12 protein-coding genes and 1 pseudogene are annotated in these 12,220 nt (G+C 69.9%); 4 read left to right on the top strand and 9 right to left on the bottom strand.

What is annotated here, in order from left to right; genetic code table 11:
- Positions 1-58: 58 nt before the first annotated feature.
- Positions 59-382 (bottom strand): YciI family protein, encoded by a 324-nt coding sequence (locus VG296_RS19100; protein ID WP_325567432.1) that lies wholly within the window; start codon positions 380-382, stop codon positions 59-61.
- Between the two features lie 97 nt (positions 383-479).
- On the bottom strand, positions 480-1,106 hold the full coding sequence (locus tag VG296_RS19095) for a dihydrofolate reductase family protein (protein ID WP_325567430.1): 627 nt from the start codon (positions 1,104-1,106) through the stop codon (positions 480-482).
- Positions 1,107-1,208: 102 nt separating this feature from the next.
- Between VG296_RS19095 and VG296_RS19090 the strand changes: the two genes are divergently transcribed.
- The gene (locus VG296_RS19090) at positions 1,209-1,796 is read left to right on the top strand and encodes a GrpB family protein (protein ID WP_325567428.1); all 588 of its coding nucleotides are present in this window, start codon (positions 1,209-1,211) and stop codon (positions 1,794-1,796) included.
- A gap of 36 nt (positions 1,797-1,832) precedes the next feature.
- Here VG296_RS19090 and VG296_RS19085 read toward each other — a convergent pair whose 3' ends face one another.
- Positions 1,833-2,411: a helix-turn-helix domain-containing protein gene (locus VG296_RS19085; protein WP_325567426.1), complete on the bottom strand. Its 579-nt coding sequence runs from the start codon at positions 2,409-2,411 to the stop codon at positions 1,833-1,835.
- A gap of 85 nt (positions 2,412-2,496) precedes the next feature.
- On the opposite strand from VG296_RS19085, the gene VG296_RS19080 reads away from it, so the two are divergent.
- A complete protein-coding gene (locus VG296_RS19080; protein ID WP_325567424.1) occupies positions 2,497-3,465 on the top strand; it encodes an NADP-dependent oxidoreductase in 969 nt (322 codons plus the stop codon).
- Here VG296_RS19080 and VG296_RS19075 read toward each other — a convergent pair.
- On the bottom strand, positions 3,455-3,748 hold the full coding sequence (locus tag VG296_RS19075; RefSeq protein ID WP_325567422.1) for a hypothetical protein: 294 nt from the start codon (positions 3,746-3,748) through the stop codon (positions 3,455-3,457). The two genes, VG296_RS19080 and VG296_RS19075, sit on opposite strands and share 11 nt — an antisense overlap.
- 45 nt (positions 3,749-3,793) lie before the next feature.
- Here VG296_RS19075 and VG296_RS19070 point away from each other — a divergent pair, with 45 nt between their 5' ends.
- Complete coding sequence (locus VG296_RS19070; RefSeq protein WP_325567420.1) at positions 3,794-4,414, top strand: acyltransferase; 621 nt, start codon at positions 3,794-3,796, stop codon at positions 4,412-4,414.
- A 32-nt stretch (positions 4,415-4,446) separates the two neighbouring features.
- Complete coding sequence (locus VG296_RS19065) at positions 4,447-4,677, top strand: hypothetical protein (RefSeq protein WP_325567418.1); 231 nt, start codon at positions 4,447-4,449, stop codon at positions 4,675-4,677.
- Between the two features lie 181 nt (positions 4,678-4,858).
- On the opposite strand, the gene VG296_RS19060 is transcribed toward VG296_RS19065, so the two are convergent.
- The 5 genes and pseudogenes from VG296_RS19060 to VG296_RS32950 form a co-directional block, all read right to left on the bottom strand.
- The gene (locus VG296_RS19060) at positions 4,859-6,445 is read right to left on the bottom strand and encodes a DEAD/DEAH box helicase (RefSeq protein WP_325567416.1); all 1,587 of its coding nucleotides are present in this window, start codon (positions 6,443-6,445) and stop codon (positions 4,859-4,861) included.
- Between the two features lie 238 nt (positions 6,446-6,683).
- Positions 6,684-7,049, bottom strand: a complete 366-nt coding sequence (locus VG296_RS19055; protein WP_325567414.1) for a hypothetical protein — start codon at positions 7,047-7,049, stop codon at positions 6,684-6,686.
- Between the two features lie 65 nt (positions 7,050-7,114).
- Positions 7,115-9,109, bottom strand: coding sequence for an FAD-dependent monooxygenase (locus tag VG296_RS19050; protein WP_325567411.1), 1,995 nt, complete (start codon positions 9,107-9,109; stop codon positions 7,115-7,117).
- Between the two features lie 146 nt (positions 9,110-9,255).
- Complete coding sequence (locus VG296_RS19045) at positions 9,256-12,039, bottom strand: discoidin domain-containing protein (protein WP_325567409.1); 2,784 nt, start codon at positions 12,037-12,039, stop codon at positions 9,256-9,258.
- Between the two features lie 74 nt (positions 12,040-12,113).
- Positions 12,114-12,220 (bottom strand): annotated as a pseudogene (locus VG296_RS32950) (carbohydrate ABC transporter permease); the annotation flags it as partial.

The following is a 12,220-nucleotide window of genomic DNA, read 5'->3' as shown; positions in this document are numbered from 1 at the left end:
ACCCGCGCCCACTCCTCTCGGTGGGCACGGGTCACCGCCTGCCGGACGTCGATCACGCTCACAGGAACGGCCGCACCTCGGTTTTCCGGTTGCAGGCCTTCGACCCCTCGGCCGCCAGCTTGAGCGCCACATCGAGGTCGGCCGCCTCGATGATCCAGAAGCCGATGAGGAACTCCTTCGACTCCACGAACGGCCCGTCCGTGAACAACGCCTGCGCACCGCGATTGTCGATCACCGTGGCCGTGTTCGGTCCCCCGAGGCCGCCGGCGAACACCCAGTGCCCCTCGGCCTGCAGCCGGTCGTTGAACACGTCGATCGCAGCCTGCTCCTCCGAGCTGGCGAGGTCGGTCGAGTCGGTGATCACGGAAACCAGATACTGCATCTCGCATCCTCCTGCGCTTCGGCGACGCCCCTCGCGGGCGGCCGCTCACCCGTACCACGAACGGCGCCGCCCCGATCCGACACGGCCGCCCGGATTTCTATTCGCCCGGGCTCGGCACGTCCGTCGCGTACTGCGGGCGCCCGCCGGGCCGGTAGACCTGCAACGTAATGCCCTTCGGGTAGGCCCGCGAATCGACCAGCTCAAGCGCCATGTCCAGGCCGTTCTCCGGGAACAGCCGGGTGCCCTGGCCGACGACCACGGGGATGACGAGCAGGTTGATCTCGTCGACGAGCCGGTTGCCGAGCAGCCACCGGGTCAGGTCGCCGCTGCCGTGGACCTGCAGCTCACCGCCAGGCTTGGCTCTCAGCTCGCGGATGGCCGCCGCGACGTCACCGGACAGGACGGTCGTGTCCGCCCACTTCGGGTCGGTGAGCGTGTTCGACGCGACGTACTTCGGCCGCGTGTTCAACGCCGCCGCGATGGGGCTGGCCGAATTCGCCATCGCACCCCAGTAGGGGGCGAAGATGTCGAAGGTCCGCCGACCGAAAAGGAACGCGTCGGCGTGCTGGTAGAGCTGGTCGACGTAGGCCATGGCCTCGTGGTCGAACAGCGGCCTGGCCCATCCCCCGCGCTCGAATCCGAGCCTGCGGTCCTCCACATGAAGCCCGCCGTTTCCCTGCATCACTCCATCGACGGACATCTGGATCGTCGTCGTCAGCTTCATGTCAACTCCCGGTATTACGACGGCGCCCCTCGCGGGCGGCCTCTCACCCCTACTACGAACGCCTCCGCCGCAATCCGACACCACGCTGCTAACTTGTGGCGGGTGCCCACGGACGAGGAGATCACCCGTCACCACGAACCGGACCCCAGCGAGGACCCGTGGGTCCTGGGGCCGCCGAAGCCTTCCGCGGTCGAGATCGTGCCTTACAACCAGGATTGGCCCACCCGCTTCGCAGCGCTCGCCGACGACATCCGCGCGGCGCTGGGTGCGGTGGCCCTCGGCCTCGAACACGTCGGATCCACCTCGGTACGCGGGCTGGCCGCCAAGGACGTCATCGACATCGACCTGACGGTGCCCGACCCGACGGACGAGGACCGCTACGTGCCGCCACTGGAACGGCTCGGCTACGCCCTCGTCATCCGAGAACCGTCCTTCCACCAGCATCGCTGTCTGACCCTGCCGAATCCGAAGGTGAACCTGCACGTGTTCGGCCCGGACTGCCCGGAGACGATCAGGAATCTCATGTTCCGCGACTGGTTGCGGTCTCACCCCGACGAGCGCGACCGCTACGAGCAGGCGAAACACCAGGCCGTTCCCGGCGGGGGCCACGTGATGGACTACAACCGCCGCAAGCAGGACGTACTACAGGACATCTACGACCGGATGTTCCGCGCCGCCGGCATGAAGTAGCGAAATTGAAGCGGGGCAGCAGGGCGAACTGCCCGCTCAGCCGCGCGGCATGGCCTGACTGGCTGCTTGCACCTCGTCGAGTGCGCGCCGGGCGGCTTCGCTGAATCCGTCGCCGTTCGCCGTGTCGCTCCAGCGCTCGTAGACGATCTTCAAGGCGAGCGCACCCAGTTGCGCGGCCACGCACGAGGTCAGGTCGGGGATGCCGCGTCGTGTGAGCGCGTCGGTCATCGATGCCGTGAGGCCCAGGCCCTTGAGCGCTTCGCGTTCTTGTAGTTCCGGGTGAGCGGCGATCACCGCTCGCCTGCGGGCGCTGAATTCGCGTCGCTCGGGCGTGAAGATCTGCCTGCCGACTGCTTCGAGCGCATGAGCCACGGCTTCGAGGGGGGCGGCGGTCGCCGGTGCCGCGACTATCGCGTCGGCGAGCGTCCTGGCCATCGCGTCGTCGCCGAAGAGCACTTCCCGCTTGTCCTGGAAGTGCCGGAAGAAGGTGCTCTTCGTCAGCCCCGCGCGCTCCGCGATGTCGATGACCGTGGTGTTCTCGTAGCCCCGCTCCTCGAACAGTTCGAGGGCGGCCAGGGCCAGCCGTTGTGATGAGTTCGGTTGCCAGCGGGCCATGGCACCAGTGTACGGCACTTGGTCCCATCACTTGGTGTACGATGATGGGACCAAGTCCCGTCATGCCCCCGTTGGAGGTTGGCTCATGAGCCGTGCTGTCATCTATGAGAGGTTCGGTGGCCCCGAGGTGCTGGAGCTGCGAGACGTCCCGGAGCCGCACGCCGGTCCGGGCGAGGTGCGCGTTCGCGTGGCCGCCGCCGGGCTGAATCCGATGGACTGGGTCTTCGCCTCCCAGCCCGAGGCGGCGGCGCGGTTCGGCATCTCCGTGCCGTCCGGCTTCGGATACGACTTCGCCGGCGTCGTCGACGAGGTCGGGGAGGGCGGCGAGATCGGGGAGGGCGGCGAGATCGGCGACAGCGTCACTGGGTTCGCCGTGGGCGACCGCGTCTTCGGCGGCGCACTGGGCGCCGCCGCCGACTTCCTGGTGATCAAGACGCCCACCGCACCATCCGCCGCGCTCTTCCACACGCCGGACGGCATCAGCGACGAGGTGGCGAGCACCCTTCCGGTGGCCGGCCTCACCGCCGCCGCGGCCCTGGCGGCGATCGACCTGCGGTCCGGCGACACCGTCCTGATCGGTGGCGCCGCGGGGGGTGTGGGCGTGTTCGCGGTGCAGCTCGCGAAGCTCGCGGGTGCGACCGTGGTCGGCACGGCCTCGCCGGAGACCTTCGAGTTCCTGCGGAAGTTCGCTGTCGAGCCGATCACGTACGGCCCGGGACTGGCGGACCGGGTGCGGGCGCTGACCGGTGACGGAGGCGGAGTGACCGCGGCGACGGACCTGTTCGGCACCGAGACGGCCGAGACCGCGCTGGCGCTCGGCATCGCGCCCGAACGGATCTCCACGATCGCCGCGGGCCCCAATCCCCCCGGCGGCGTGCGCGCCACCGGCGGCCTCGACGCGGGACCGGATGCCATGCGGCAGATCACCGATGCGATCCTCGCCGGGGAGATCACCGTGCCCATCGCCGCGGCCTTCCCGATCGAACAGATCCGCGAGGCCGTCACACTGCAGTCCGGACGCCACGTCCACGGCAAGGTCGTAGTCACGCCGTAGAACGCGCCCGGGCTCGCCGTCCACTCAGCGGGGCGGCGGCCGCTTTCTCGAGGAGCTGGGCGGTGGCGTCCCACAGACGGCGTTCCCGGTCGCGGTCCTGGGCGACGGGCTGTACCTCGATCACCTTGTCCCGCACCACGAACGCGCCGTCGCGCAGGACCGACCACCGGTCGTCGAGTGCGATCGAGGCCAGCGCCGGTCCGGATCGCTCGGGGTTGGCGACCGCACGCAAAAAGTCGCGCGGCCATCCGAACTTCGGAACGCCACCGAGGGCGAGGGCCACCAGACCGGCGGCGGCCGCGAACGCTCTGCCACGACCCTGCCTTCATTGACCGGCCTGCGTTGGAGCGCGGCGCTCCTGGTCTTCCTCTACCACGTCTCCGTCGTGGAGTACTTCGGCGGGCCTGCGGCATCCAGGGTGAACTGGGCATTCGGCGCCGGCGACGTCGGTGTGTCCTTCTTCTTCGTCCTGTCAGGCTTCGTTCTCTCCTGGTCGACGCCGCCGACCACCCGGGCCGTCCAGTTCTGGCGCAGGCGGTTCGCGCGAATCTACCCGCTGCATCTCATGACGGCGCTCCTCGCCCTCACGCTCACCTTCACCCTCACACCGGGTACCAAACCGAGTCTCGGGCAGCTCGCGGCGAACCTCACGCTGACTCAGGCATGGTTCCCGAACGGCTCCTTCTATCAGAGCGTGAATCCGGTGAGCTGGTCGTTGTCCTGCGAGGCCTGCTTCTATTTCCTGTTCCCACTGATGATCAATCTGCTGAGACGCTTGGGAGGCCGCGGGAATTCGATCGTCGTCGCCGGCTGTGTCGTGCTCGAATTCCTGATGCCGAAGCTCGCCGGCCACCTGGTCCCGGCGCATTCCCTGAACTTCGTGCTCTACTACTTTCCACTCGAGCGGCCGCCCGAGTTCCTGCTCGGGATGGCACTCGCGCGGTGGTGATCGCGGGCCGCTGGCGCGGGCCGGGGGTCGCGGTGTCGCTGGCGACAACGATCGTCGGCTACTTCCTGACCTACCAGGTGCACGCCGAGTATCGCTACGAGGCGTGCACCGCGATCGGCATCATGTGCCTGATAGCCGCAGTGGCTCTCGCCGATATCAGGAGCGAGCCGTCCCCGTGGCGCAGTCGGCGCGCGGTCAAGCTCGGCGAGCTCTCCTTCGCCTTCTACATGATCCATCTGATCGTCATGCGGACCGGCGAGTAAGTCCTCCGGGCACATCCGCATGAAGGCTGGCTCATCGGATCGGTCGCGGCCATGGCGTCGTTCACGATATCCCTCGCCGCGGTGTGGGTCCTGCACGACTACATAGAAAAGCCCTTACGCAGGCTCGTCCTGCGGTAGCCCGGTGCCGCTGGACGGGATCCAGCGGCACCGGTACCGAGGCTTATCGAGCCGGGCCGCGCCTGCGGAAGTTCTGCGAGACCGCGGCGGCGCTGGACCTGGACGAGTGCGCGTGTGCGGACCCCGCGCCCCTGCCGCCCGAGGTGCGTGCCGCGGGATCGACGTCCTTCTTCGCCTCGCCGCTCTTCTTCGCGCCGCCGTTCTGCGCCGCGCCGCCTCCGCTGCCCGCCCCGCGTCCGCCGCGACGGCGACGTGCGCCGTTCCCGGATCGAGCGGCGGGCGCGGCGGTGGGCCGCTCCCCCGCCGACGGCCTGCCGGTCAGCTCCGCGATGTGCTCGGGCGCGCCGAGGCTGCGCTCGCCCGGAGCCAGGCTGCTGATGAGCGGGTCGCCCGGCCCGAGCCGGGTGGTGACCGCCTTGATCCGCGCCTTCCGGGTCAGCTCGCGCACCTCGCCGACCTGGGCGTCGGTCATCAGGGTGATGACGGTCCCGGAGCCGCCGGCCCGCGCCGTGCGCCCGGAGCGGTGCAGGTACGCCTTGTGCTCGACCGGCGGGTCGGCGTGCACGACGAGCGCCACGTCGTCGACGTGGATGCCGCGCGCGGCGATGTCGGTGGCCACCAGGGTGGTGGCCCGGCCTTCGGCGAAGGCCGCCAGGTTGCGGGTGCGGGCGTTCTGCGCGAGGTTGCCGTGCAGTTCGACGGCGGGCACGCGGGCGGCGGCCAGCTGCATGGCCAGCTTCTTCGCCCCGCGCTTGGTGCGGGTGAACACGATCGTGCGGCCGGGCGCCGCGGCCAACTCGATCAGCACCGCGAGCCGGTGCTCCGCCGAGACGTGCAGCACGTGGTGCGCCATGTTCGGCACCTCGGAGTGCGCCGAGTCGACCGAGTGCGTCACCGGGTCGCTCAGGTAGCGGCGCACCAGCTGGTCGACACCGGCGTCCAGGGTGGCCGAGAACAGCATCCGCTGACCGGACTGCGGCGTCGCGTCCAGGATGCGCTTGACCATCGGCAGGAAGCCCAGGTCGGCCATGTGGTCCGCCTCGTCGAGCACGGTGATCTCCACCGCGTCGAGGATGGCGTGGCCCTCGCCGACGTGGTCGAGCAGCCGGCCGGGGCACGCGATGACCAGGTCGATGCCGGAGCGCAGCGCGGAGATCTGTGGCCGGGCGCCGACCCCGCCGAAGACGGTCGTGGTGCGCAGGCCGAGCGCCGCGGCCAGCGGCTTGGCGGCGTCGTGGATCTGCGTGGCCAGTTCCCGGGTGGGCGCGAGGATCAGGGCCCGCGGCCGGTTCGGGCGCCGCTTGCGCGGGGTCGCGGCCAGCCGGGTGAGCAGCGGCAGCAGGAAGCCGAGCGTCTTGCCGGAGCCGGTGCGGCCGCGGCCGAGCACGTCGCGGCCGGCCAGCGCGTCCGGCAGGCTCGCGGCCTGGATCGGGAACGGCGTGGTGATGCCGTCCGCCGCGAGCAGTTCGGTCAGCGCGGCTGGCACGCCGAGCTCGGCGAAGGTGCGGGTGGGCGCGGGGTTCGACGCGGGCTTGGACGTGGACGCGGGCTTGGACGCGCGGTCGGGCGTCGGGTCGGAGGTGGGCGTGGACGTGGGCGTGGTGGATCGAGCGGGGCGGCGGACCGCCATAGAGTGCTCCGAACGTGGAAACAGCCGCGGCTCGCCATACAGGCACCGAGCAAGCGGTGCCGACTGCATGGCCAGTGTCGTCCCGGCAGTCACGGGGAGCATGAAGATCGTGCGGCGTGGAGCCTGATGGCTCTCACTCCCACCAGTGTACGGCACTGGACGGGCGCGCAGCCGACGCGGACCACGCGCTCGACCTCAGCGGCATACGGGCCCTTATTCATCCGCGGCCGGCCGGCCCTCAGCCGCGGTCCCCGGGTGCGCCGGAAGCAGGCGGCGGCGAGCAGCGCGGCGAGCTGTACAGGGCGGTCTCAGTCCACTGCAGGGGCCAGTAGCGGTCGGCGGGCTGGTAGGTGATGGCGACGTGCAGGTTCTGCGGCGCGAGGCAGGCGCCGAGGGGGCCGAAGCCCGCCGATCCGCCCTTGACCGGAGGCTCGGTCAGCAGCTGGCTCCAGCAGGTGAGGATCGCACTGGTCTGGATCGGTTGCCCGGCGCTGGACAGTGCCGGGGACTCGGACAGGACCCAGGAGCCGGGCGGCTCGGGCAGATCGACGGCCACCGGGCCGGTCACCGCCGAGGAGCGGTCGAACCTGATGGCCTGGCTCATCGTGGTCTGGTTGACGGGCAGGGTGATCGTGGTCGCGGGCAGCGGCAGTTCCGGCCCACCTAAACCTATGAGTCGTTGTCGGGACGGCGCACTGTGAAGAGCAGCTCGACCATGAATTCGACGACCGGGCCGACGGTGCTCACCTCGTCATAGAGGAGGTCCGCGCCCTCCTTGCCCATCTCGGCGCGCACTTCTGCCTCGTGCTCCGCCAGGCCTGCGTAGAAGTGCCCCCACATGCCGGACAGCTCGGGGTACTCGGTCTCGGCCTCCAATTCGAGACCCGCGCGCGAGATCCGTTCGGGCCAGGTGGTTTCCGCGGCGTCGTACGACGGGTGCTCGGGCAGCCGGCGCACCGCCGTGAAGACGGCGCGGGCGCCGGGTCGCAGGATCCGGCGAAGCTCGGTGAGCGCGGTGTCGCGGTCGAAGGCGAAGGGCAGCGCGTCCATGCTCACCACGCCGTCCGCGCAGGCGGACGGCAGCCCGGTCTGCTCGAACGTGCCGCGACGGAACTCCGCGCGGCCCGCGGGCAGGAACTCGGGCGCACGGCGACGGGAGATCTCCACGCCGCGCTGCGAGACGTCCACGCCGGTCAGCCGCGCATTGAACGCCCGGGCGAGCCACAGGCCGGTGCCGCCGCGCCCGCAGCCGAGGTCGACGAGCTGCTCACCCGGCGCGAGCCGCAGCCGTGCGATCATGTCGCCTAGCAGCGACCACGAGCACGAACTCGACGGATCGACCTCCTCGCAATGCTCCTCGCCCCACGCCTCGGCACGCAGCCGCTTGAACGTGCTGCCCTGCGCATCGGTCGCGTTGTGGAAGCGGTCGTACTCCGCCTCGCGCTGCGCGAGCTGTTCCTTCGTGGGCACCTCGGTCACGTCAGCCTCCTGAGTTTCCGGCTTGTCCAGCGGCAGGTCCCACTCCAGCAGTCGGGCCAGTTCCTCGTCGATGCCGGAGGCGCGCCGCTCGGGGCCCTGCCGGTCCTGAGCAGGAGCCTGAGCCGGTGCGCCGCCGGTGAGCTGGCCGCTGACCACGATGTTCCGTTCGACCCGGGATCGGCGCAGCCGATCGTAGGTCGCCAGCGCCGCTCCGATCGACGCGGAATCGCGCAGTGCCTTGGCCAGCACCACAGCGTCCTCCAGCGCCATCGAGGCGCCCTGGCCGCTGGCCGGGGAGGCGGCGTGCGCCGCGTCGCCGATGAGCACGGTTCGGTCCGTACTCCACCGCACACCGAGCGGCAGGTCCCAGGCATTGGTGACCATCAGCTCCGTGCCGGTCGCGGCGACGATGGCAGCGGCCGGTGTGGCGTCGCGCGAGAGCAGCGGGACCAGGCGGTCGCGCCACTGCGCGGGCGTGGTCTCCGCGATCTCCTGCGCGGAAGCCGCTTCGCCGGACACGCGGGCGAACCAGAATGTCTCGCCAGTCGGCGAGACCGTGTAGCCGAACGCCGCGGCACTGCCGCGGATCATGGTGATCCGCTCCGGCTCACTCGGCGGCGCGGCCTCGGTGGTGTAGCCGTAGAACACCTGCTGGCCCGCGTAGTGCGGTCCGGGCTCTGCGGCGTCGATCAGCGAACGCGTGGTGGAGTTGAGCCCGTCGGCGCCGATGAGCAGGTCTCCGGTCGCCGTGCTGCCGTCGGCGAAGACGGCGGTGACACCCGAGGCGTCTTCGGTGACGGATTCGAGCCGCGCTCCGTGCCTGATCTCGATGCCGCGGCGCTGCACCTCGGCCTGGAGCGCGCGGTTGAGTTCGGCGCGGCGCAGGCAACGATAGGCGGCGAGCGGGTCACTGGACTCGCCGAGCGGCGTCTTGGCCACCTCGGCGCCGGTGGCGTCGAGGATCTGCATCCCGGTGAGCTGGAAGCCGGCCGCCGCCACCGCGTCCGCCGCGTCAATCTGCGTCAGCGCACGCATGCCGTTGCTCGCCAGAATAAGAAAGGCGCCGATGTCCTTCGCGGTCTGCGGATGCGCCTCGAAGATGACGGGCTCGCGGCCCGCCCTGTGCAGCGCCAGCGCGGCGGCCGTGCCCGCCACTCCGCCGCCGATGATCAGGATCCGACTCATCCCCGTTCCTTTCACTTTCATCCCTCGTGCCACGGCACCCCGCTGCCGTGTTCCAGTCCTGATCGTAACGGACGGCGCCGACGCGCGACCGGCTCCAGCCCGAGAGCCTCGGGCTGGAGCCGGTCGTGGGTCGGAGCGAGTTACGGCTACTGGCTGTAGGCCGAGAGTTCGCTGATGGCCATCTGGCCGCCGGTCTGACCGCCGTCGTCGGGACGGTCCGCGACGACTCGGATGTAGCGTGCCGTGACCGGCGAGTCGAGCTGGATGCCGGTGATGCCGCCCATGGCGTCGGTGCGTCGGGCGACGGTGTAGTAGTCGGAACCGTCGAGTGAGACGTCGACGTGGAACGCGGTGGCGTACGCGGTGTACGTGCCGGTCGGCTGCAGAAGCGTGATCACGTTGATCGACTGGGGCTGCTGCAGGTCGATCTGCTGGATCCACCGGTACTGCTGGGCCGCCTGCGAGTAGGTGCTCGTGTTGCCGTCGTCAGCGTAGGAGGGCAGCGAGTTCGCCTGCATCTGCGCCTGCGTGCCGTTGATGAACAACGCCTGGGCGGGCTTGTTGAGGGCCAGATCAGGTTGCGTGGCAGTCGGGGCATAGGCGCCGATCTCGGTAATGGCCATCTGGCCACCGACCTGACCGCCGTTGTTCGGCAGGTCGGCGACGATCCGCAGATATCTCGTGGTCAGCGGCGAGGAGAAGACCACGGGGATGGTCCCCCAGCCGCTGTTGGTGACGGTGCCGACCGTCGTCCACGTGCTGCCGTCGGTCGAGGCGTCGACGTGGAAGGCGGTGCCGAAGGCGGCCTGCGGCATGCTGACCGTCATCGACCCGAGCGTCGTGGACTGCTGCAGGTCGACCACGAGCTGCCAGCGGAATTGGCCGGTGGCCTGAACGGCCGTGGCGGGATTGCCGTCGGTGGCGTACGAGACCTGATCTCCGGGCTGCAGTTGCGCGGTGCTGCCGTCGATGTACTGCGCCTGCGCGGGCTTGCCCAGGGCGAGGTTCACCGGCGCGACGCCGGCGGGCGCGGCCGCGAGGGACGCGTACTGCGGCTCGAGCCCGGCGTTCGCGAGCAGCGACGCGGGCACCCCGGTGCCGTCCGAGGAGACCTGGGTGTTGTTGCTGATGGTGGCGTTCGTCGGGCTGCCGGCAGGCCAGTCCGGCGTCGTGTTCTCGGCGTAGTTGCCGGTGAAGACGAAGTCGCCGTAGGGGGTTCCGGCGCCTTCGTAGCTTCCGCCCATGGACGGGATGTTGTTGCCGTACATGGCGTTGCCGGTCATCGTGATGTATTCGCTGCCGCCGTCGGTGTAGATGGCGTGGCCGACGGCGCCGGCCGCATAGCGCACGACGTTGCCGCTGATGGTCAGACCGCTGGCTATCGAGCTGCCCTCGATTCCGAGCACGTAGATGCCGCCGCCGTCGATGCGCTGCTGCAGGAAGTCGAAGACCAGGTTGTCGAGGATCTTGTTGCCGGTGGCCTCGGTCGCGGTCCGGCCCCAGCCCCAGTTGGAGCTGATGCCGCTGTAGGGCACGTTGTTGATCTGGTTGTGCTCGATCACGTCGTTGCGCGTGTAGCCCTGGAAGATGCCCACGCCGCCGGTGTACTCGACGGCGACGTTGTGCACCCAGTTGTCCGCGATGGTGTTGTTCGCCGGGAGCAGGGCGACATCCGTCGGGTCCGCGTCGGTTCCGTTGCCGATCTCCATGCCGTTCGCGGAGATGTCGGTGAACTCGTTGCCCTGGATCGTCGAGCCGTCGGCGTCCTGGCCCAACTGCAGGCCGGCGGCGCCGAGGTGCTCGAAGGTGCTGCCGGTGATCGTGAGACCCGAGGTGTGGTCGAACACGACGTTACCCGGCGTCATGGTCCAGGCGCCGTAGGGGCAGGTGCCGGGATTGGTGGTGGAGAAGCGGGTGCACGTGCCCTGGTTGGCGTAGGCGCCGCTCCCGGTCAGGTGCATGTTGGCCTGCACCTCGGCGAAGCCGTCGGTACCGTCCGGTGCGGTCCAGCCGCCGTACTCGAAGGAGATGCCCGCGAAAGCGAGGCCCGTCAACGGGTTCGCCTCGGTGCCCGTCCCGGAGACGAGGGTCTGCAGGTTCGGGATCTCCACGTCGGCGGTGGCCGGGTTCTGGCCCGCGCGCGGCATGTAGTAGATCGTGTGCGACGACTGGTTGAGGTAGAACTGGCCGGGCTGGGTGAGCAGCTCCTTGGCGTTCTCGATGTAGCTGGGAGTGCCGGCGTTGATGCCGTACTGCTTCAGGGTCACGTTCTGGAAGCAGGGTTCCTGCATCGTCACGGTGGTGCCGGAGACCGAGGCGATACCGCAGCGCATCTGCGTCCAGCTGGCGTTGTACACGAATTCGACGTTGGAGATGTTGCCCCAGCCGGCCAGGGTGGTGGCGGAGGCGGTGTAGCCGGTGGCGGTCTGGGTCAGGCCGACCGGCACCGAACCGGAGGCGCGGTTGGCCCGGACGCCGTCCACGTACAGCTGCCGGGTGTCGGTGCCGGCCGGTACGTTCGCCTGCCAGATTCCGCCGGTGGTCTGCGTCCACCCGGTCACCTGCTCGCCCCCGCTGATCACCGGGTGCGCGCCGGGGGCGGCCTCGTAGGTGACGGTGTGTCCGGCCGGGGCCGAGTCGCCCTTCGAAGCGTCGAAGGACAACGTGCTGGTGAGCCGGTAGGTGCCACCCAGCAGGACGACAGCGATGTCGCTCTGCGCGGTGCTGGTGGCCTGCCGAACCATCTGCTGCGCCGTCTGCAGCGAGCACGGACTGGCGGCGGAGCAGACGGTGCCGTTACCGCTGGGCGAGGCGGTGAAGGTGAGCGGCGCCGTCGTCGCGGACGAGGCCGCCGCCAGGGGGCCGGCGAGGAACCCGGCGGCTATCGCGGTCGCCAAGGCGAACGCGCGCGCGGGTCTGGAGGTGCGCATGGTTTCACTCCCGAGACGTCATTGGTCGAGGTGGTCGAGATGGTCGAGATGGTCGAGAAGGGGAAATCGCGGTCTTACTCTTTGGTCGAACCGGCCAGCATGCCCGAGACGAGGGCACGCTGGGAGAACAGGAAGAGCACCAGGACGGGCAGGATGGCGATGATGATCGCCAGCGCCAGCT

Source organism: Actinospica sp. (assembly GCF_035552695.1).
Classification (GTDB): domain Bacteria; phylum Actinomycetota; class Actinomycetes; order Streptomycetales; family Catenulisporaceae; genus Actinospica.
The sequence above is the reverse complement of the archived record's forward strand: the minus strand, read 5'-3'. Positions and strand labels throughout refer to the sequence as shown.